This is a genomic window from Spirosoma horti (assembly GCF_054776595.1).
On record NZ_BAAHBQ010000004.1, the window covers coordinates 152,147 to 171,748 of the forward strand.

Here is a 19,602-nt window from a genome sequence, read left to right on the forward strand (position 1 = left end):
TAATTGTGCAGTTATAGTCTCGTTAATGTGTCTGTCTTCCCACGAACCGTTCTTGCTTTCCTTAAACAGTTTATCAATTTAACCCTAATTTATTGCCTCGTTCAGCTTTTGCCACTACTTTTGTTCGACTGAAAACCGTATGCACGCATACTAATTTTTCGACAGAATTATGGCTGAAGCCTTCATTTATGATGCCGTTCGCACACCTCGGGGACGAGGCAAAAGCGACGGTTCGCTGCACGATATGCAGCCCATTCAACTCCTTACCAGCGTACTGCGCGAACTCCGCGATCGCAATCAACTCGATACCGCGCTGGTCGATGACGTAATTATGGGTTGCGTAACACCCATTGGTGAGCAGGGTGCCGACATTGCCCGCACGGCTGCCCTCGAAGCTGGTTATGACGAGTCTGTAGCGGGGGTGCAGTTGAACCGGTTCTGCTCATCGGGACTAGAGGCCATCAACATGGCCGCGGCTTACGTCATGTCGGGCCAGATCGACGCTATCGTCGCCGGTGGTGTCGAGTCGATGTCACGGGTCCCGATGGGTTCCGATGGGGGTGCCATTTTCATGAATCCACAAATCATTGCACGGCATAACATTGTTCCACAGGGCATTTCAGCCGATTTAATCGCGACGAAGTACGGCTACTCCCGATCCGATGTGGATGGTTTTGCGGCTGAATCATACCGCCGGGCCGTTCAGGCCCAGGCTGATAATCGCTTTCATAAATCCCTTATACCGCTAAAAGACGAAATTGGTATCACAGTCCTCGACCGCGACGAGGGTGTCCGCCCCGGCACCACAACCGAGAGTCTGAGTAAACTCAAGCCCGCTTTCGAAGCCATGGGCCAGATGGGACTGGATGCCCTGGCGCTGCTCAAGTACGCCCAATTTGATAAGATCAACCACGTTCACCATGCCGGAAACTCGTCGCAAATTGTTGACGGAGCAGCTGCCGTATTAGTTGGCAGCGCGGCTTTTGGGGAGCAATCGGGGTTAAAACCTCGTGCCCGTATCAAAGCCTTTGCGATTGTGGGTTCTGAACCAACGATTATGCTCACGGGCCCTATTCCCGCTACGCGTAAAGTGCTCAAACGGGCAGGCATGCAGATCAGCGATATTGACTTATTTGAAGTAAACGAAGCCTTTGCAGCTATTCCTATGCTGTTTATGGATGAGTTTCATGTCGACCACAGCAAGTTAAATGTCAATGGAGGAGCCATTGCCCTGGGCCACCCGCTGGGGGCAACCGGAGCCATTATTTCGGCTACGTTGCTCGATGAACTGGAACGAACGGGTAAGCAATTCGGCTTGTCGACGCTTTGCATCGGGGGCGGCATGGGCATCGCCACGATTTTCGAACGCGTCAATTAGGCCGCCAATTCACTAACCGACTGAACAAGCCGTATGTTTTCGCCAAGACAGGCAGCTTCAAAGTCAGCATCATAACTGGCAATTTGCTCAATTCCATTGAGTTTGCAGGTAGCCAGAATAAGCGCGTCGTTGGGCAACAGATTATACTTTTCCATCAGTCCAAGATGTAGCGGTATGATCGTTTTGTCTGCATCGAGCCACTTCAACTTACTCAATAAAGCGGCAGGGCTGTACAGCCGTAAAACGTCGGGAATGGTTCCGTCTCTTTTTAGAGTCACCGGAGCCTTCCCGCCACCAACAGCCAACCAATAATAAGTAAACTCACTAAGTGTGATTTGACTGATGAACAAGTCAAATGAAGAACGTAGTAAATGATTGAATAAGTCAGGTTGCGTTTTCTTAGCCCATTCAACTAAAATAGAACTGTCTAAGAATATCTTATTGCTCATAAACATTCAAAGAATTCCAGTCCAGGTCTGGATTCAGAGCGGGTAATTTATCGAATAATTGCCGCGACATATCCAGCAATGACGCTCGATCTTCGTCCTGAACCGGGCGAAACTCAATAATGATGGTCTCATCACGCATCTCATCGGGTACCTTAAATGTAATCTGGCCGTTTTCTGGCTTTTGAATAAGTCTTATGGCGCCCATATCAACTTTGTTTTTTGTAAAAATACAACAAACTTCTCAAGCATGATTAAGTATAGCATAGACCAGAACGTAGCTATTATTTCGTGGGAAATGACTTCGTCGCCGATGAACGTTCTCAACGACGAGTCGATACCTCAGTTCGAAGCGGCTCTACAACAGGCAATGGCCGACGAGTCGGTCAAGGGGCTGATCATCACCTCGGCCAAGCCTGAGTTTGTGGCTGGTGCGGACCTGAAAATGATTCTGCGTAACAATGATAAAGAACCAACGGAGATGCTGAACGTCTCGTCGGAGTTGAATCGTATTTTTCGCAGCATTGAAACCTCCGGCAAGCCAACCGTAGCCGCTATTAACGGAACGGCCCTCGGCGGTGGTTACGAAATCTGCCTGGCCTGCCACCACCGCATTGCCCTGAACAACCCCAAAACGCTCATTGGCCTGGTTGAGGTAACCATCGGCTTACTACCCGGAGCAGGTGGCACGCAGCGACTGCCCCGCATGATTGGCATTCAGGCCGCATTACCATTGCTCCTCGAAGGAAAAAAGGTGGGTGTTCAGGAAGCAAAAAACCTGGGGATGATCGATGATATTGCCGACAGCCCCGCCGACATGATGGCGAAAGCCCATGCCTGGATCGAGGCCAACGGAACATCCGGCCGGCCAAAACCGATTAAACCATGGGACGAGATTGACCGTAAGACAGGCAAGATTGTTGGCAAGGATAATTTCAAGGTTCCGGGCGGCAATGTCCAGAGTCCGGTAGGGGCTCAGACATTCGCGGCTGGCACAGCCATGCTGATGGACAAAACCAAAGGCAACTCCCCCGCTCCACTCGAAATTATGGCGTGTGTGTACGAAGGACTACAAGTCAATATCGACCGGGCACTGGTTATTGAAGCGCGCCATTTCGTAAAGGTGGCGACCTCGAAAGTGGCCAAAAACCTTATCCAGACAATGTTTCTGGGGATGAATGAAGCCAATAAAGGCGCGAGCCGACCCAAAGACCACCCGAAAACGGATGTCAAAAAACTGGGTATTCTGGGCGCGGGCATGATGGGTGCGGGCATTGCCTACGTCTCAGCCCAGGCAGGTATCGAGGTCGTTCTGAAAGATATATCAGTAGAAGCGGCTGAAAAAGGGAAAGACTATTCGCGTGGGCTCCTACAGAAAGGTGTTGAACGCGGCAAAGTCGATCCAGCTAAAGTCGACAGCATTCTGAACCTGATCAAACCAACGGCCGATGTGCAGATGTTGCAGGATTGCGACCTCATCATCGAAGCCGTCTTCGAAAACCGCGAGCTAAAAGCGCAGGTAACCAAAGAGGCCGAACCGATGCTGGCACCGGACGGCCTCCGCGTTTTCGGCTCTAACACCTCCACCCTACCCATTAGCGGACTGGCGCAGGCATCGGCCAACCCTGAAAACTTCATTGGCATTCACTTCTTCTCGCCGGTCGACAAAATGATGCTGGTGGAGATTATCATGGGTAAACAGACGTCAGATTATGCGCTTGCCGTTGCCATTGATTTCACCCGCAAGATTCGCAAAACACCCATCGTTGTCAATGACGCCCGTGGTTTCTACACATCGCGTTGTTTCGGTACGTATTCATCGGAAGGAATGGAATTGCTGAAAGATGGCGTCAACCCGGTTCTGATCGAAAATGGCGGAAAAGATGCCGGAATGCCTGTTGGGCCATTGGCCGTAACCGACGAAGTAGCGCTGGATCTGGTCTACAAAATCGCAGGACAAGGTATTAAAGACGGTGCCGTTCGTGAAGACGACACGAGCTATGAAGTCGCCAAAAAATTCGTTGATCTGGGCCGCTTCGGTAAGAAGTCGAAGGCGGGTTTCTATGACTATGCCGACGATAGAAGCAAAAAACTTTGGCCGGGATTGCAGGATTTATTCCCAATAGCCGAGCAGCAGCCCACGCTCGATGAGGTGAAAACACGGTTGCTTTATCGGCAAGCCATCGAAGCAGTACGCTGTTTTGAGGAAAATGTCGTCCGTACCAAACTGGACGCTGACCTGGGTTCAATTTTAGGTTGGGGCTTCCCGGCCTACACGGGTGGAGCGGTATCGTTCGTCGATTTTGTTGGCATCGAGACGTTTGTCAGCACCTGTGATCGGCTGGCCGACCAATATGGCGAACGTTTCCGGCCAACGGAACAACTGCGAAATCGGGCTCGAACGCCTGAATTGGTATAAGGCTTGACTAGTAATTACTCCTTATCGGTAGCGTGTTATGGAGGCTGCTTAAACTTTTGTTTTATATGACGAAGTAGCTTTTTTTCTGTCATTCCGACGAAGGAGGAATCTGCGGTAGGAAGACTAATTTTTCGTTTTTACCGCAGATTCCTCCTTCGTCGGAATGACAGAAAAACAATTATTTCCAAATCTTTTTGAAAGCTCAAACAGCTTCATGATTTTATGAACGCTGTATCCTTAGGCCTTGTCAAGCTTTGCCGTGGAAAACTGTCCTTTCTGGTAGCTGACCGGCGTGGTGCCCGTCCACCGTCGGAACGCCCGACTGAAAGCACTCAACTCGTTGTACCCAAGAATATAAGACACTTCTTTTACCGGATGCCGACCAGCCTGAAGGTAATGTAGCGCCAGCGATTTACGCATGGAATCCGCCAGTTGCTGAAACGTTACACCCTCTTCCTGCAGTTTCCGCTGCAAACTTCGGCTACTCAGGTTAAGATTCGACGCAATGGTATCCAGCGTGGGGAGGCCCAGATAAGCATTCGCTAATAAATAGTTTGTGATCCGTTCGCTTAAGGACGTTGCTTGCCTATGAGCTTCTTCCAGTACACTTACCTTTCGCAATAACACGGCCTGCAATTCATAATCGGCGGTCAGGATAGGCTCATTCCAGAAACTGGCCTTAAACTCCATTATGTACGCATCGCTATTCTGAATCGATTGGCAACGTAACACGCGTTCGTATTCAGTCAGATAGTCGCCATTGACGGGCATTTCCACTTTAATCGGCTGAATTTTTTCCAGAATAAGTCCGTCGACCTCGTGGAGCGTAAAGGCCATAAAAAAGTCCATTACCTGCCGAAAGACTATGGGCGACTCAGCCCGCCGACTGACGCTGGGCCTGAACTGAATCGTGAACGATTCCAGCCCTGAAACCACATCCATCGTCAACAAATCGGTAATCAACTGGGAGAAGGAGGCTGCATGCGTCAGCGCTTCACCAATTGTCCGGCTGTGCCGGATCAACTCACCCACAACGCCCAGCGCAGTCACCTGCATCGATTCGCCAAAATGCAGGCCAAATAATGGATCGTTGCTCAACCGGGTTGCATTAAGCCAGAGTGAATTGATCTGCTGGCTTGCCGGAGAAACACCGTTCTCCCGTTTCAACTCATTCAATATCAGACCCGAAGAGCTACATAAATCCTCCAGGGAGGTATTTTTCTGTACAGCATAGGCCAGCAGGCTAAGGGCCAACTGTTTCTGATAGTCTTGCATGACGTAAACATACGAAAATACTTTATCTCGGATTTTCCTTGTCGCAAAGTGGTAACGGGTTGGCGTTTGAAGGTAAAATACACCCGCATCCGGCCTAATACCTTTGTCAAAAAAACGCCATGAAAACAATCATAGTCACCGGTATACTGGCCTTTTCTCAATTGGCAAATACACCTACAACCAGCAGCAAACCAACTCGATCAACACATCAAAACGCCATTAACCAATCAAACGCAAAAACAATGGAAACGCAATCTATGCAGGTCGTTCGTGATTTTCTGACCGCCGTTCAGCAAGGAAATCAGGCGAAATTAGCCGCATCGCTCCACCCGAATGTAGAATGGGATCAACCCGGCAACAACCGATTTTCGGGTATCAAAAACTCAAGTGCGGATGTCTTCAAAATGGTAGGCGGCATGTTTGAGGTATCATCCAACAGCCTGGTGCTCACCGACATTAAGATACTGACAGCCAACGCCAACAGCGTGGCCTGTCTGGTACACTGGAAAGCCGTTCAGCCAAATGGTGGTCTACTCGATGTCGATAATATTGACGTGTATACCGTAGAGAATGGGCAAATTGTTAAGGCGAAAGTATACTCCGCCGACATAGCCCAGGAAGATAACTTCTGGCTAAAATAAAGCATGGGAATTAAAAATCCCCCGCCTGAATTGGCGGGGGATTTTCACACCAATCGGAAACTCATTCGATGGTATTTGGTAGGCCCGAATTGCCGGATGGCGGCTCGATGGACAGGCGTCGGGTAGCCTACGTTTCTGGCCCATCCATAGGCAGGGAACTCCAGCCCGAGTTGTTCCATCAGGTCGTCGCGGTAGGTTTTGGCCAGCACCGATGCCGCAGCAATGGACAGATAATGGGCATCGCCTTTGATGATGCAGGTGTGCGGGATCATGGGATAGGGCACGAACCGATTCCCATCGACCAGCAAATGCTCCGGCTTGATCGCCAGCGCATCCACCGCCCGGTGCATGGCCAGAAAACTGGCGTTCAGAATATTGATCCGGTCAATGTCTTCGTGCGATACTTCGGCAACAGCCCACGCCAGCGCATCGCGTTCTATATCTTTTTTCAGCATTTCGCGCTGAACGCGAGACAACTGCTTCGAGTCATTCAGGATGGAATGCGTGTAATTCTTTGGCAAAATAACCGCTGCCGCCACCACAGGTCCGGCTAAACAGCCCCGCCCCACTTCATCCAAGCCTGCTTCAATAGCCTCGGCATTATAATAGGATTTCAGCATAATTTATTGGTATTCGGTTTGTGGTTTACGGTTTTTGGGCGCTTACGCATGTGCAGCTTTTGTGTGGTAGCGACAAACCAAAGACCATTAATCTTCCAGCACATTCCCGAAGATTGTGTTTTTCAGGAGTAGGGCAATCAGTAAAAAGGTGATGCCCCAATACACATAAACTCTGTAATAATCCTGAACATCTTCATAAACCTGTACGCGTATTGGCGACTTCTCCAGTCGGCTGATTTGGGCAAAGACAGCCTGTAAGCGGCCGGCATCGGTAGCCCGAAAAAAACTTCCGTTGCCGATGGTTGCAATGGTTTTCAGAACGCCTTCATCAACCGTAGTTGCCTTCGTTGCCGACGCAGTCGGGCGGCCTACGGCAATGGTATAGAGTTTGATACCGAACGCTTTAGCCAACTTGGCAGCGGTAATCGGATCCAGATTTCCGGCCGTGTTATCACCGTCGCTGAGGAGAATAATCACTTTACTACGTTCCACTTTCCAGGCATCATCGTCCCGTTGCACAGTATCTGTTGCCGATACCGTACGGTCGCGCATGCGGTTAATGCAGCGAGCCAGCGCGTCGCCAATAGCCGTACCCGAGGTGCGGATCATTCGGTCGTTCAGGTCGCTTAAGTACTGTTTTAGAAGGCCATAATCGGTGGTGAGCGGGCAAAGGGAAAACGCTTCCCCCGCAAAAACAACCAGGCCTATGCGATCATTTTTGCGGCCGTTCACGAACGTCTGGGCTACCCGACGGGCTACCGCCAGACGCGTGGGGCGCAGGTCTGTTTCACTCATCGACTCCGATACGTCCAGCGCCATCATAATGTCGATGCCCTCGGCTTGTTCACTACGTTGTTGCTTAATGATTTGCGGACGGGCCAATGCAATCAGCAAACAGGAAAGGCTCAGGAACACACTGACTGGAAGCAGATAACGCCCTATGCTTAGTAATGAACGGGATGCCTGCAGACGCCCTGCTCTACTACTGTGTGCGTTAAGCTGCCCCATTGACATATTCAACCGCTGTTGTGCATTCCGGTACAAATAGTAGCGCAGGAAAAACAGAAACAAAATGCCCGGAATCAACCAAAGCGCCAGTGGCTGCGCCAGTTGAAATTGCTGCCACTGCGCCAGACTGAACCAATGAAGTGAATACCAGGGGTGCATAGGATCAGGATAGAGAAGCCGGTTCGGTCGAAGAAGCGGATACGGACTCCTTCCTGCGGCCATCGGACTGCATTAATTTTGTTCGGCCCTGCAGGTACATCTGGGTAGCTACCTCCTTCAATACCTGTAAGGCCGATTGTGATTGTGGCGTGTAGGTGCCCCCATAAATCATCCGGTCAGCTTCCCGAAGAGCGCTGGCAACACGCTCATCACGCAGCCGATCAGCCAGTTCGGGCGTGGTCAATGACATATAGGGCTGCGGGTCCAACTGCTCCAGATAAGCTTTCCAGGCCAAAACAGCCTCATTGGCTGTTTCGGCGGCTGTAAATGAACTGAGCTGGTCGCTTAATCGGGTGTATTCACCCAGAAAACGGGCATGCCGCCGATTGAAAAGATAAAGCCGCCACTGTCGACGCGCTAATCGCCCGAATAGCAGATACAGTACACCCAGCCCCAGACTCGCACTGATAAAACCAGCGGCCAGCGCCACATAATTAAACTGCTGTTGGAGGGGTGCCAGTTTGGTGTCGGTAGCCAGCCGAAGCGATTGCGCGGCCAGTGAATCGGGCAACGTCAGTGGTAGTTTCGACCGTAGAAAAACGGTATCTAGCTGGGTCCATTGGGCCGTACAATCGGTGGCACTGAGCACTCGAACAGGCACCTGCAACAATTGAATGGAATCGGTTTCGAACGAAACCAGTGTATAAACGGCGCTGTCCCGACTAACGGCAGCAGGTCCGACTCCCGTGGTGCTGGTTGCAAACACAGCTACTTTCTGTACCCGATAAGGGGCAAAATAACGGGCCGTGTCCGGGAATAACACATCGATATTGGCGGGGTGACGATACGTCAGCGAATACCGAAATGGCCGACCAATCTCAATGCTATCCACCAGAAAATAGCCCCGCAGTGGATACTGCCCTGGAGAACTCTGTTTGGGTGCATCCTGTCCAAGTGGCGACTTGCCTGATAATGGTTTTGCCTGCTCCACACTAGGTAGAAAGCAGAAAAAAGCAAGGAGGAGAAAGCCGAATTGGTTCATCAATATTTCCTGACTCTAAATAATTCGACAAGTTTCGGCACAAAATCCTCCTGCGAATCAAGTGCCAGGTAATTCGCATTGTATTGTTTGCACAGACGTTCGAGCCGCAGTTGATTCTGTCGGAAGGTATCGTACAACTCCGTCCGAAACGAAACCGACGACGTATTTACCCAGACCGTGCGCCCAGTTTCCGTGTCGTGCACCGGAATAATGCCCAGTTTGGGGAGCTTAACTTCCCGCTGGTCGTACAGGTGAATAACGACCAGATCATGTTTTTTGGCCAGCGCCTTCAGGTTATGCTCATAACTGAGATCAATAAAGTCGGAGAGCAAAATAACGACACTACGGCGTTTTAGAGCATTGAGTGTAAAAAGCAGCGCATCGGCAATGCTGGTTCGGGTCGATTGAGGCTGTAGTTTATACAGGCTCATAATCAATTGATAACCCGTCTTCAGGCCATTTCCCGGTTTGATATATTTCTCTTTCTGATCCGAAAAGCAATACATCCCCACATGGCTGGCTTCCCGAATTGCCGACAGGGCCAATACACCACAAACCTCTTTGGTTGTCTTTAATTTGTCGCGGTGGCGCGCCCCAACTTGCTGGGATGCACTGACATCGACCATAAAAAAAACGGTCTGATCTTTCTCTTCCCGGAAGACCTTCACGAAAGTACCGTGGCCTTTCGATGACACGTTCCAGTCGATAGCCCGCACGTCGTCGCCATATTGATACGTTCGTAAATCACTAAATTCCAAGCCTGTTCCTTTAAACACCGACCGAAAACTACCACGCATCTGCGAGTTGACCGCCTTGCGGATTCGGATATCAAAATTACGGAGCCGGGCCAAGAACTCGTCCATGCAGAACAGGCGTTATACTATTTTAACAGTCAATCCCGAACTTTGCTACCGGAGATTACCTTACAAAGTTACCCATTTCAGCGTATGCATCGAAACCTATTTCAACGGCATCTGTGGAGTCTGCTGCTCAGCGGCTGGCTGGTATCGGCTTGCACGGCACCCGAGAACAAACCACCCGAGAATCTGATCAGCGAAGCGAAAATGGCCGACATCCTGACGGACATACATCTGGCCGAAGCCCGCATTAGCCGAATCAATTTGCGGTCTGTCGATTCGTCGCATATTGTGTATAAGCACATGGAGAGCCAGGTTTTCAAAAAATTTGGCGTCGATACGGCTACCTACCGCAAAAGTTATATTTTCTATTCGTCGCACCCGGCCGATATGGAAGCAATTTATAAGCAGGTGACCGAGAAATTGCAGAAGAAGATCAATACGAAAACAAAGAAGCCCTTATGACAATCGGTATTATCGGAGCGGGGATTTCGGGCCTGACAGTAGCCTACGAATTACAAAAACAAGGCATTGATTATCGACTTTGGGAAGCAGCCAGCCAGCCGGGCGGCTATATTCAATCCCAATGGGAAGGCCCTACCACACCCGAAAACCCTGATCACGGAAAATACCTGTGCGAAATTGGTCCCAATTCTCTGCTTGGCGATGCCGATCTGCTGGCCTGGCTCGATGGACTTGGCCTAACACCCAACCTGACCTTTAGCCGACCCGTCAGCAAAGCCCGTTATATATTTCGGGCGGGCAAGTACCGGAAAATGCCTTCCGGCCCGCTCTCTCTCCTCTTCGGCACCTTTGGCGAACCTCCTTTTTTTAGCTGGAAAACCAAGCTCGCTATTTTCCGTGAGCGAAACAACAAAACGCTTTCTCCTCCCGGCGAGACACTGGCCGACTTTTTCAGACGGCGGTTTTCCAGCGAGATTGTCGATTACGCCCTGGGGCCATTTGTGGCGGGCATCTACGCCGGTGACCCCGAGCAGTTGCTGGTTTCAGAAACCTTTCCCGTATTGCTAACCTACGAGAAAGAGTATGGGTCTGTGCTGCGTGGGCTGATCAAAAACCAATCGGCTACGGGCAGGCGCCAATCCTTCAGTTTTCGGGATGGTATGCAAATGCTGCCCAACGCTCTGGCCGCCAACTTAACGAGTCTGTCACTCAATGAGGCCGTCAAGTCGATTAGCCAGACCAACGGTGGATGGCAAGTCGAAACCAGTTCAGGCGTTCAATTTGTTGATAAATTGGTTCTGTCCGTTGGTACCGATGCGGCCGCCCGGTTGGTAGAGCCACATTATAGCGATTTCGCCCGTTCGCTTCGTCAGGTTATCTATCCCCCCATGACAGCCGTCCATTCGGTCTATAAGCGCGCCGATGTGCAGCACCCGCTGGATGGATTCGGAGGCTTGAATCCAAAAATCGAAGATCGGTTTGCCGCCGGACATATTTGGAGCAGCTCAATTTTTGATGGGCGCTGCCCGGCCAACGAAGTACTTTTCACCACTTTTGTGGGGGGCCAAACGAGCGCCCGCAACGCTCAGCTTCCGGACAACGTACTGGCAGATAACGTCCATCAGGAACTGGTTAGTGGGTTCGGGATTAGGGCGGACAAACCCGTTTTTCGGAAAATTTCGCGTTGGGAACGCGCCATTCCCCAGTACGACGCGCGTATTGTAGCCATTAAACAACCGCTAAAAGCCGCCGAGGCCGATCAATTGTTTGTCTGTGCTAACTGGTATGGTGGCGTTTCGTTGTCAGATTGTATCGGAAAAGCCAAGAAACTAGTGACTCAACTGGCTGAGCACCTACAGATTAACAATTTTTAATGATTTTATTAGACAAAAAAGGAGTACTTTGCTGTTGTAGTCATATACCCTCCCCTAACTTACTCAAAATCCTGTGAAAGAGCGCCTGGTCGTCATCCCAACCTATAATGAAATCGAGAATATCGAAGCCATCATTCGGAAGGTGTTTAGCCTGCCGGAGCCTTTCGATGTTCTTATTGTTGACGACGGCTCGCCGGACGGAACGGCTCAACGTGTCCGTGATTTACAGGATGAGTTTTTAGTGACCGGCTCTTCGCCACGGGGGTCGATGGCCCGGCTGCATCTGCTCGAACGACGGGGCAAACTAGGTTTAGGTACGGCCTATATTGACGGGTTTAAATGGGCTTTGTCGCGGGGGTACCAATATCTGTTCGAGATGGATGCCGATTTCTCTCATAACCCTGAGGATTTAATCAAACTATATCATGCCTGCTCCAACGAAGGCCCTAACCGGGCGGACGTAGCCGTGGGATCACGCTACATTCGGGGCGTCAATGTGGTGAACTGGCCAATGGGCCGGGTCCTGATGTCATACTTTGCGGGGGTCTATGTCCGCTTCATAACGGGTATGTCGATCATGGACCCAACAGCGGGATTTATCTGCTACCGGGCCGAGGTGCTGGAAGTGATTCTGCACAACCCAATCAAATTCGTGGGGTACGCCTTCCAGATCGAGATGAAGTTTACCTGCTGGAAATACGGCTTTAAACTCCGGGAGGTGCCCATCATTTTCACCGACCGTACGCGGGGCGTGTCCAAAATGTCGTCCAAGATCTTCAAAGAAGCCGTATTTGGTGTTCTCCAGATGAAAATCAGCAGTTTTTTCCGGCACTATATTCCCCGCCGGGAATCGACAAAGAAGGTCGAAGAACCGGTCGACGCCGTGTCATAACTCACTGAGGCTGCTTAGGATTATTCTTTGGGTGAATAAACGTGTTTGTTCGCCGGTCCATTTTACCCCTAAATCCCCTGAAGGGAACAAAGTCCCCGCGTGAGTAAAGTCCCCTTCAGGGGATTTAGGGGTAAATGTCGCTAATTCTGCCAGGGTTAACCTCGTCCTTATTTCAATTGGATAGGGTTGATATTATAACAATTCGGGCGTTTAGCCGTATTAACTTCGGTACCACTCCAGTGTGTGAAGGGCAAATGTGAAGAGAAGTGAGGATAGCTGCCAGAACGATTCCGTATCGTTTTCGTATCTGGTACCCTATCTTAACTGTGTGGCCATAACCAATAGTAAGTACGAAAAGCCCAATGGTCATCAGCACTTCCAGTTAATAGTGGATTGCAATGATGCAACTAAACAATCGCCAGCCTGCGTGTCTTTTTTTCACGCGGCTTCCTCTTTTTCTCAGCAGTTTCTTAACGGTTTTCTTTCTTTTCACATCGTCAGTGTCCGCACAGAAGGGCATTAAAACGGGTCAGGTCGATAGCTTACCCATTATTCCACAACCAGGTATTCCCGTCGATAGTATCATTGCCCGGCTTGAGAAAGGGCACACGGCGCTGAATGACATCAATAATCGAACGCGCCGGGGATTCAATACCTGGCAAATTGATGAAGACCTGCCTGAAGTTCAGTCGTATATAAAGACCATACGCACTAACCTGGCGCTGTACAGCAAAGTACATGACATGAAAAACATGCTCATGTTTCAGGTTTTACTGGGCGATATTCAGCAACAACTCAAGAGCTGGCGAGAAGGACTATCTGATTACGAAACTCAGTTATCGGCTATGAACGGCCAGTTGATCGGCCTGGCGAAAGATTCGATTTTTGTTGTCCCGGCCGATAGTAATTACCGAGCCCTGTACGCCAAGTCGCTAAAAGATTTGCGCCAGCAATGGATAGCCGCTAGCGAATCGACGAACAAAAATCTGACCCGAATCAATAAATTGCAGGCCGCTGTTTCGGATGGTTACTTCGAAACAGCCGAACTATCGAACGTTGTCAACGAGCGAATTCGGGAGTTTAATGCCAAGATTATTGGTAAAGAATACGACGTTCTCTGGTCGATTCCGAAAAGCGAAGGGTCTGATGAATCGCTGGACAACCTGGTGGCCAAATCGTATGAAGGCCAGCGGTACATGCTGTCCTATTACATCAACCGAAGTGCCGAAAACTGGCTCTACATGCTCGTTATTGGCTTGGTGTTTTTTGGCTGGGCCTATTCAAACTTCACCACGATCAAGAGACATGAACCCATTGAGAACATTCTCGCCGAAGCAAAAATCCGCTACCTCAAACCGGTACCTGTCTTTGCGACCCTAGTTCTTGTCTTTAACATTGCCCCTTTTTTCGACCTGCGTCCACCAGCCGTTTATGTCGAGTTGATGCAGTTCATTCTGCTCATTGCCCTCACGTTTCTGTTTTATCGAAGCTGGACCAGGCAATTGTTCTACTACTGGCTGGCCATTGTGGGTTTGTATATGCTGGTGGTCATCACCCGATCGTCGATTATTGACCCCGGCTTACTTTTTCGGTTGTGGTTCCTGCTGTTAAGCTTGATTTCCATCCTGTTTGGCTTCCTGTTTCTGTTTCGAATCCGAAAAGCGCTGGCCCTAACCGGCTTCATCAAACAGGTGTCAATTCTTTACATTATTTTGAATATACTGGCCGTATTCTGCAACCTATTCGGCCGACTTAGTCTGGCCAAGATCTTCAGCACGGCCGCTATTTTTGGGTTGACCCAGGCGATTGGCTTGTTTACGCTCGTGCAGATTATTAACGAGGCATTTGCCCTTCAGGTCATTAGCGGTCGCTTATCAAAAGGCATTGCCTCACGCTTCAATTACGAAAAGATCAAAATCGGCTTACACGCCTTTCTTAGTTTTGTTTCGTTGATTGCCTGGGTCGTTATTTTCACGAATAACCTGTATATCTATAATGCCATTTATGGCCGGATCGAACACTTCCTTTCTGCCGAACGCCACGTAGGCAGTACCACATTTACCTGGGCCAACATGATCATGTTCGCTATTGTGCTCTATATATCCAGCACGATGCGGAAATACATTGGGTATTTTTTCGGGGAAACCGAGGACGAAGTGGGCGGATCGATCAGTAATTCCGATTCGCGGCTGGTGATCGTCCGGCTGGTTATCCTGGTTGGTGGCTTGCTGATGGCGGTGGTTGCGTCTGGAATTGGGCTGGATAAAGTAACCGTTATGGTAGGCGCGCTGGGCGTGGGGATCGGCCTGGGCCTTCAAAACATTGTCAATAACTTTGTTTCCGGCATTATTCTGATCTTCGACAAGCCCTTCCAGATTGGCGATTTCATTGAAATTGCGACTAAAAAAGGACGCGTCAAAACGATTGGTATTCGCTCCAGCCGCCTGTTGACTACGGAAGGATCGGAGGTGATCATCCCTAATGGGGATCTCCTGTCCGGGCAGGTCGTTAACTGGACCATCAATCACAAAGCCAAACGCATTGAACTAACGCTCAAAGCCGATGCCGAACATGATCTTCATACGCTTGAGCCACTCATCAAAGAAGAGATCATGAAGCATCCAAATGCGGTGAAACGCATTGCTCCCGAAATTTTCCTGTCGACCATTACCAGCGATGCGATTGAGCTGAAAGTGAGGGTCTGGATCAACTCGGTCAATAAGGAGGATCAGTTCCGCAGCCAGGTGCTACTGAGCATCTACCGGCGATTCAAGGAAAACGGCATCAAGATGATGTAAAAAACAGCGAAACTAAGTCCTATCCTGACTTAGTTTCGCTAAAAATGCGGCATACACATCGGCCGTTACGTCAATCTCAAGCCGTTTGTGCGGATTTGTAAATCCAGCGACTATCGTGACGTTCGACTTGGCAACGCCAAGTTGTTTGGCCAGAAAATCAACGAGATAGACGTTTGCTTTTCCATCCTGCGCCGGAGCCCGGATTTTGGCATTCAGCTGGCCAGCCGCATCGTAAAACAACTGATCCACTTTGCTACCCGGCTTTACGCGAAGATGGAGCGTCATGGTTCAGATAGTAACGGAATAGTTGAGCTTGATCTCATCGCCGGTCAGGCCCCGAAACCCCCAATTGTGAGCCGGGCTTTCCAGTATACAGATTTCGAGGTCAGTAACCGCCAGCCCAATTTGTTCATCGATGCGTTGGTACAGTAGATGAATCAGCTTCTTTTTGGTCTCCACCGTGCGCCCTTCCATCATTATAAACTCCAGAATTATGTAGCGCTCTGAAGCGGTAGCGGGTCTGAAGAAGTCTTCCTGATCAAGGTAAAAAAAACGGTGTGCCCGCTTGTCCTGCGGAAACTGAAGAGCTTCTACCACACACGAATGAATGACATCGGAGAGCGCTTGCCGAATGGGCTGTAGCTGTTCCCGCACCCCGTAAATTTTCACCTGACCCATCCGTGTACGTTAGTTAAGTTGCTCAGCCAGCACGGCAATACCTTCGGCAAAACTGTGCGGATTGTAGCCCAATACCGTTTTAGCCTTGTCCAGAATGAATCCTGTACGTGGAGGGCGACGGGCCACCTGCGTAAAGGTCGACGCATCGGCCTGGGCGATCAACGATTTGTCAAGACCGAAGTAATCTGCCGTTTGAATGGCCATTTCGTAAGGTGTTAGCACTTCTTTTCCGGAAATATTGAAAATACCTTCCGCTTCCTGATCGGCAATCAGGTAACACCCCATTGCCAGGTCTTCGGCCAGCGTTGGGCTACGCCACTGGTCGGTTACGACTTTAATATTTTTTCCATCTTCCAGCGATTTTTTCACCCACAAAATAATGTTGCTTCGGCTCATATCGTGGGCAATGCCATACACTAGCACCGTCCGGGCAATGGCCCACCGAAGGTTGGAGTGCCGAACGGCCGATTCGCCCGCCTGCTTGCTCCAGCCGTAGAAACTAATGGGGTTAGCTTCAGCCGCTTCGTCATAAGGACCGGCGGCCCCATCAAAAATGAAATCGGTTGACACGTGCAGCAAAAAGGCGTTAATTTTCTGGCAAGCCTCAATGATGTACTCGACAGCATGCACATTTTGCGCCCAGCAGGCATCTTTCTGTACTTCGCACTTATCCACATCGGTCATAGCCGCCCCATGAATAACGACATCCGGCCGCACCTCGCCGATCACGTCGAGCACCTGCTGGCGGTCCGTAATGTCCATCGACCGGTACGTATATCCGTCTGAAAAGGGCAACCGGTTTTCGCCCCGTGCCGTAGCGACTAGTTCAACAGTCGGTTGCTGCGTAAGCAAGCCAACCAGTTTCTGGCCCAGCAGCCCATTGGCCCCGGTGAGAAGAATTTTTTTCATAAAAAGGAGTAAGGATACAGGAGTGAGAAGTGAGGAGTTGCCGACGCGAGATACTTGCTGGCGTCAGCAACTCCTCACTTCTCATTCCTGTATCCTACATACTGATAGTGATACTGTTTTGTAATTTTCTTTTTCTTGATCCAATCGCCGGTCATGGTCATGCGCACGTTTTTTAGCGGTCGGTCCATTTCATCCCGGGGTTGTTTGGCAATGCTGTCGACAATGGCTAGCCCGTCGATGACTTCGCCAAAAACAGTGTAGTTGCCATCGAGATGGGGCGCGCCACCAAGTGTTTTATAGACTTGCTTCTGCTCATCCGTAGGCACATGGCCCTTCATTGTCTGGATACGGTCGATCTGTTTCTGCAATCCAGCGTCGTCCCAAACGCGCCCCTGAACAATGTAGAACTGGCACCCACTCGACGCTTTTTCGGGATTGTTATCACGGGCAGCCGACAACACCCCCTTTTTATGAAACAGAGTCGGAACAAACTCCGCCGGAATTTTATACCCCACATCACCATTGCCAAGTGGTTGGTCGTCCTGCGCCTTTCTGGAGTTCGGGTCGCCCCCCTGAATCATAAACAGCGGAATGATGCGGTGAAACAACAGGCTGTCGTAAAACTTCTGATTAACGAGTTTGATGAAATTCTCCTTGTGCTTCGGCGTTTGGTCATATAGCACGAGCCGCATTGTCCCATAGGAGGTAGTAAGCGAAACAAGATAATCTTTTTTCTTTCGGTTTTGAGCAATGGAAAGAACCGGAATTAGCAAAAGGACAAGTACAAGTTTACGCATAGACGTTTTATCAATGTTTTTGACAACTAAAAACAGACCCGAACGGACAGAATAAAAATTAGAGATTTACGCGATTCTGGAAAGCATCTTTCAACCGCTGATCATGGGTAACGACAATCAGGCTGGCCCCAATCTGTTCCGACTGCTGGCGCAGGAGAGTTACAACACGACTGGTATTCTCATCATCGAGGCTGGATGTGGGTTCATCGGCCAGAATAACATCTGGCTGGTTCATCACGGCGCGGGCAATACTGACCCGTTGCTGTTCGCCCTGGCTGAGTTGATTTGTTTTCTTGGCCAGATGGTCGGCAAAACCAAGTTGACCGGCCAACTCCCGCGCCCGGCTTTTATCTTGCGGTTTATTGGCCAGGTAATTTGACATCAACAGGTTATCCAGCACCGATAATGAACTGACGAAGTGAGGTTTCTGATAAACGATACCCAGGTGTTTAGCCCGAAAAGCCGCCGTTTCGGCCGCACTGAGTTTGGTTAGGTCCGTCTGGTCAATAATAACCGACCCACTTTTGGGCTTTAGCAGCAAAGCCAGCAGATGCAGGAACGTGGTTTTCCCGGTGCCCGACTGTCCCAGAATCAGGAAGGCTTCGCGATTAGCGCAGTGTACGTCGGGAAACGTGAACTGTTTCGAAGGGCTATAGTCAAACGTGAGTTGATGGGTTGCCAGCATTGGATTTGAGCAAGTACTGACAAAAATAGGCAAAAGTTGTAATTTTGATGGTGTTATGTGGTGTCGGGTTTAAGACGCCGACACGGCCTGTCAATCCATTACATTTTCACCTGCCTTGAAACACATCGTCCTATTCGCTTCCGGTTCTGGCTCAAACGCCGAAAAAATTGCTGATTATTTTACTGATAATACCGACGTTACCGTCTCGCTCATTCTGTCGAATAACCCGAAGGCGGGGGTTATCGAACGCGCCCGGCGGCTCCATATTCCCGTCCTGCTTTTTGATCGAACAACGTTCTATACTACCAGTCAGATTGTCGATCTCCTGCACAATCAGCACATTGACCTGATTGTGCTGGCCGGTTTTATGTGGCTGATGCCTGCTGACCTGGTACAAGCCTTCCCGAATAAGATTATTAATATTCACCCGGCTTTATTGCCTAAATTTGGTGGTAAAGGCATGTATGGCCATTTTGTTCATGAGGCCGTTGCGGCAGCCGGTGAAACGGAATCGGGCATTACGATCCACTTCGTTAATGAGCATTACGACGAAGGGCAGATCATTTTTCAGGCCTCCTGTCCAGTTTCTCCATCCGATACGCCCGACGATATTGCCCGTAGTGTGCAGGCACTGGAGCACTTACATTATCCACGCGTTGTCGCCGAGGTATTGGCTACCCTCTCCACCCCAAAACGATGAAAAAACTATTTGTAGCGATGCTCTTACTGGGTTTGACCGGCTGCTTTAAGCCAATGGTCTACCTGCAAAATAAGCCCAGTTACCCGGTGGATGTGTTTTACGAGAATCAACGTCCCGAACGCCCATTCGACCCGCTGCAGGATTTAGAAGTAAAAGGCGAAGTACCTCTGGATGAGCGCCAGTCAGCGAACCGCCGGATGGTCAGTCGGGGCAACGATATGCAGCAGAAAGAGCTCATGCTGTCCCGCCTGACGATTCAAGCCAAAAAGCTGGGTGCCGACGCCCTCGTGTCGGTGCGCTATACCTATTACACATCCACAACCGACAACGGGTACATTATGAGCGGGCTGGCCGTTCGGTACAAAGCGGAGCATTGAGGCTAGATCGGTTACGTTTATCTCGATAGTGGATTGGTGAAACTATGGTACATTTCAACTCAGTTTTCATAAGTCGAGTACCT

Annotated in this window: 21 protein-coding genes; 9 read left to right on the forward strand and 12 right to left on the reverse strand. The window is 50.0% G+C overall.

Translation table 11 applies throughout. From position 1 onward, the window contains the following. Window positions 1-169 precede the first annotated feature (169 nt). Window positions 170-1,378, forward strand: coding sequence for an acetyl-CoA C-acetyltransferase (locus ACYVAM_RS12175; protein WP_461067291.1), 1,209 nt, complete (start codon window positions 170-172; stop codon window positions 1,376-1,378). Here the strand turns inward: ACYVAM_RS12175 and ACYVAM_RS12180 are convergent. Beyond that, the gene (locus ACYVAM_RS12180; protein WP_461067293.1) at window positions 1,375-1,827 is read right to left on the reverse strand and encodes a type II toxin-antitoxin system VapC family toxin; all 453 of its coding nucleotides are present in this window, start codon (window positions 1,825-1,827) and stop codon (window positions 1,375-1,377) included. The genes ACYVAM_RS12175 and ACYVAM_RS12180 overlap by 4 nt on opposite strands. Then, the gene (locus ACYVAM_RS12185) at window positions 1,817-2,032 is read right to left on the reverse strand and encodes a hypothetical protein (protein ID WP_461067295.1); all 216 of its coding nucleotides are present in this window, start codon (window positions 2,030-2,032) and stop codon (window positions 1,817-1,819) included. Before ACYVAM_RS12185 ends, ACYVAM_RS12180 begins: the two co-directional genes overlap by 11 nt. A 42-nt stretch (window positions 2,033-2,074) precedes the next feature. Here ACYVAM_RS12185 and ACYVAM_RS12190 point away from each other — a divergent pair, with 42 nt between their 5' ends. Next, window positions 2,075-4,243: a 3-hydroxyacyl-CoA dehydrogenase NAD-binding domain-containing protein gene (locus ACYVAM_RS12190; RefSeq protein ID WP_461067297.1), complete on the forward strand. Its 2,169-nt coding sequence runs from the start codon at window positions 2,075-2,077 to the stop codon at window positions 4,241-4,243. Between the two features lie 237 nt (window positions 4,244-4,480). On the opposite strand, the gene ACYVAM_RS12195 is transcribed toward ACYVAM_RS12190, so the two are convergent. Further along, the gene (locus ACYVAM_RS12195) at window positions 4,481-5,518 is read right to left on the reverse strand and encodes an AraC family transcriptional regulator (RefSeq protein WP_461067299.1); all 1,038 of its coding nucleotides are present in this window, start codon (window positions 5,516-5,518) and stop codon (window positions 4,481-4,483) included. Window positions 5,519-5,760: 242 nt separating this feature from the next. Here ACYVAM_RS12195 and ACYVAM_RS12200 point away from each other — a divergent pair, with 242 nt between their 5' ends. Next, window positions 5,761-6,159, forward strand: a complete 399-nt coding sequence (locus ACYVAM_RS12200) for a nuclear transport factor 2 family protein (RefSeq protein WP_461067301.1) — start codon at window positions 5,761-5,763, stop codon at window positions 6,157-6,159. Window positions 6,160-6,203: 44 nt separating this feature from the next. Here the strand turns inward: ACYVAM_RS12200 and ACYVAM_RS12205 are convergent, their stop codons facing one another. From ACYVAM_RS12205 to ACYVAM_RS12220, 4 genes are all read right to left on the reverse strand, one after another. Further along, window positions 6,204-6,779, reverse strand: a complete 576-nt coding sequence (locus tag ACYVAM_RS12205) for a ribonuclease HII (protein WP_461067302.1) — start codon at window positions 6,777-6,779, stop codon at window positions 6,204-6,206. Window positions 6,780-6,866: 87 nt separating this feature from the next. Further along, window positions 6,867-7,946, reverse strand: coding sequence for a VWA domain-containing protein (locus tag ACYVAM_RS12210; protein WP_461067304.1), 1,080 nt, complete (start codon window positions 7,944-7,946; stop codon window positions 6,867-6,869). A 4-nt stretch (window positions 7,947-7,950) separates the two neighbouring features. Beyond that, window positions 7,951-8,937 (reverse strand): hypothetical protein, encoded by a 987-nt coding sequence (locus tag ACYVAM_RS12215; RefSeq protein ID WP_461067306.1) that lies wholly within the window; start codon window positions 8,935-8,937, stop codon window positions 7,951-7,953. 50 nt (window positions 8,938-8,987) lie between these two features. Further along, window positions 8,988-9,851: a DUF58 domain-containing protein gene (locus tag ACYVAM_RS12220; RefSeq protein ID WP_461067308.1), complete on the reverse strand. Its 864-nt coding sequence runs from the start codon at window positions 9,849-9,851 to the stop codon at window positions 8,988-8,990. A gap of 84 nt (window positions 9,852-9,935) precedes the next feature. On the opposite strand from ACYVAM_RS12220, the gene ACYVAM_RS12225 reads away from it, so the two are divergent. The 4 genes from ACYVAM_RS12225 (at window position 9,936) to ACYVAM_RS12240 (ending at window position 15,373) form a co-directional block, all read left to right on the forward strand. Beyond that, window positions 9,936-10,310 (forward strand): DUF4296 domain-containing protein, encoded by a 375-nt coding sequence (locus tag ACYVAM_RS12225; protein ID WP_461067310.1) that lies wholly within the window; start codon window positions 9,936-9,938, stop codon window positions 10,308-10,310. Further along, on the forward strand, window positions 10,307-11,683 hold the full coding sequence (hemG, locus tag ACYVAM_RS12230; protein ID WP_461067312.1) for a protoporphyrinogen oxidase: 1,377 nt from the start codon (window positions 10,307-10,309) through the stop codon (window positions 11,681-11,683). The genes ACYVAM_RS12225 and hemG overlap by 4 nt, the downstream gene beginning before the upstream one ends. 73 nt (window positions 11,684-11,756) lie before the next feature. Then, complete coding sequence (locus ACYVAM_RS12235) at window positions 11,757-12,575, forward strand: polyprenol monophosphomannose synthase (protein WP_461067314.1); 819 nt, start codon at window positions 11,757-11,759, stop codon at window positions 12,573-12,575. Window positions 12,576-13,075: 500 nt separating this feature from the next. Beyond that, on the forward strand, window positions 13,076-15,373 hold the full coding sequence (locus ACYVAM_RS12240; protein ID WP_461067316.1) for a mechanosensitive ion channel family protein: 2,298 nt from the start codon (window positions 13,076-13,078) through the stop codon (window positions 15,371-15,373). Window positions 15,374-15,385: 12 nt separating this feature from the next. Here the strand turns inward: ACYVAM_RS12240 and ACYVAM_RS12245 are convergent, their stop codons facing one another. The 5 genes from ACYVAM_RS12245 to ACYVAM_RS12265 form a co-directional block, all read right to left on the reverse strand. Next, window positions 15,386-15,658 carry a DUF167 domain-containing protein gene (locus tag ACYVAM_RS12245; RefSeq protein ID WP_461067318.1) on the reverse strand — a complete coding sequence of 91 codons (273 nt, stop codon included), beginning with the start codon at window positions 15,656-15,658 and terminating at the stop codon, window positions 15,386-15,388. Window positions 15,659-15,661: 3 nt separating this feature from the next. Next, the gene (locus tag ACYVAM_RS12250) at window positions 15,662-16,051 is read right to left on the reverse strand and encodes a tautomerase family protein (protein ID WP_461067320.1); all 390 of its coding nucleotides are present in this window, start codon (window positions 16,049-16,051) and stop codon (window positions 15,662-15,664) included. A 9-nt stretch (window positions 16,052-16,060) separates the two neighbouring features. After that, the gene (locus ACYVAM_RS12255; protein ID WP_461067322.1) at window positions 16,061-16,960 is read right to left on the reverse strand and encodes an SDR family oxidoreductase; all 900 of its coding nucleotides are present in this window, start codon (window positions 16,958-16,960) and stop codon (window positions 16,061-16,063) included. Window positions 16,961-17,034: 74 nt separating this feature from the next. Next, window positions 17,035-17,757 carry a peptidylprolyl isomerase gene (locus tag ACYVAM_RS12260; RefSeq protein ID WP_461067324.1) on the reverse strand — a complete coding sequence of 241 codons (723 nt, stop codon included), beginning with the start codon at window positions 17,755-17,757 and terminating at the stop codon, window positions 17,035-17,037. 58 nt (window positions 17,758-17,815) lie between these two features. Continuing rightward, window positions 17,816-18,442 carry an ATP-binding cassette domain-containing protein gene (locus ACYVAM_RS12265; protein WP_461067326.1) on the reverse strand — a complete coding sequence of 209 codons (627 nt, stop codon included), beginning with the start codon at window positions 18,440-18,442 and terminating at the stop codon, window positions 17,816-17,818. Window positions 18,443-18,557: 115 nt separating this feature from the next. On the opposite strand from ACYVAM_RS12265, the gene purN reads away from it, so the two are divergent. Together purN and ACYVAM_RS12275 are read left to right on the forward strand one after the other, a co-directional pair. Further along, the gene (gene purN / locus ACYVAM_RS12270) at window positions 18,558-19,142 is read left to right on the forward strand and encodes a phosphoribosylglycinamide formyltransferase (RefSeq protein ID WP_461067328.1); all 585 of its coding nucleotides are present in this window, start codon (window positions 18,558-18,560) and stop codon (window positions 19,140-19,142) included. Then, complete coding sequence (locus ACYVAM_RS12275; RefSeq protein ID WP_461067330.1) at window positions 19,139-19,519, forward strand: hypothetical protein; 381 nt, start codon at window positions 19,139-19,141, stop codon at window positions 19,517-19,519. The genes purN and ACYVAM_RS12275 overlap by 4 nt, the downstream gene beginning before the upstream one ends. The last annotated feature ends 83 nt before the right edge of the window (window positions 19,520-19,602 follow it).

Excerpts from the sequence above, each read along its gene's own strand:
- ACYVAM_RS12175 (WP_461067291.1), top strand. The coding sequence starts at position 170 with ATGGCTGAAGCCTTCATTTATGATGCCGTTCGCACACCTCGGGGACGA.
- ACYVAM_RS12180 (WP_461067293.1), bottom strand. The coding sequence starts at position 1,827 with ATGAGCAATAAGATATTCTTAGACAGTTCTATTTTAGTTGAATGGGCT.
- ACYVAM_RS12185 (WP_461067295.1), bottom strand. The coding sequence starts at position 2,032 with ATGGGCGCCATAAGACTTATTCAAAAGCCAGAAAACGGCCAGATTACA.
- ACYVAM_RS12190 (WP_461067297.1), top strand. The coding sequence starts at position 2,075 with ATGATTAAGTATAGCATAGACCAGAACGTAGCTATTATTTCGTGGGAA.
- ACYVAM_RS12195 (WP_461067299.1), bottom strand. The coding sequence starts at position 5,518 with ATGCAAGACTATCAGAAACAGTTGGCCCTTAGCCTGCTGGCCTATGCT.
- ACYVAM_RS12200 (WP_461067301.1), top strand. The coding sequence starts at position 5,761 with ATGGAAACGCAATCTATGCAGGTCGTTCGTGATTTTCTGACCGCCGTT.
- ACYVAM_RS12205 (WP_461067302.1), bottom strand. The coding sequence starts at position 6,779 with ATGCTGAAATCCTATTATAATGCCGAGGCTATTGAAGCAGGCTTGGAT.
- ACYVAM_RS12210 (WP_461067304.1), bottom strand. The coding sequence starts at position 7,946 with ATGCACCCCTGGTATTCACTTCATTGGTTCAGTCTGGCGCAGTGGCAG.
- ACYVAM_RS12220 (WP_461067308.1), bottom strand. The coding sequence starts at position 9,851 with ATGGACGAGTTCTTGGCCCGGCTCCGTAATTTTGATATCCGAATCCGC.
- ACYVAM_RS12225 (WP_461067310.1), top strand. The coding sequence starts at position 9,936 with ATGCATCGAAACCTATTTCAACGGCATCTGTGGAGTCTGCTGCTCAGC.
- hemG (WP_461067312.1), top strand. The coding sequence starts at position 10,307 with ATGACAATCGGTATTATCGGAGCGGGGATTTCGGGCCTGACAGTAGCC.
- ACYVAM_RS12245 (WP_461067318.1), bottom strand. The coding sequence starts at position 15,658 with ATGACGCTCCATCTTCGCGTAAAGCCGGGTAGCAAAGTGGATCAGTTG.
- ACYVAM_RS12250 (WP_461067320.1), bottom strand. The coding sequence starts at position 16,051 with ATGGGTCAGGTGAAAATTTACGGGGTGCGGGAACAGCTACAGCCCATT.
- ACYVAM_RS12255 (WP_461067322.1), bottom strand. The coding sequence starts at position 16,960 with ATGAAAAAAATTCTTCTCACCGGGGCCAATGGGCTGCTGGGCCAGAAA.
- ACYVAM_RS12260 (WP_461067324.1), bottom strand. The coding sequence starts at position 17,757 with ATGCGTAAACTTGTACTTGTCCTTTTGCTAATTCCGGTTCTTTCCATT.
- ACYVAM_RS12265 (WP_461067326.1), bottom strand. The coding sequence starts at position 18,442 with ATGCTGGCAACCCATCAACTCACGTTTGACTATAGCCCTTCGAAACAG.
- ACYVAM_RS12275 (WP_461067330.1), top strand. The coding sequence starts at position 19,139 with ATGAAAAAACTATTTGTAGCGATGCTCTTACTGGGTTTGACCGGCTGC.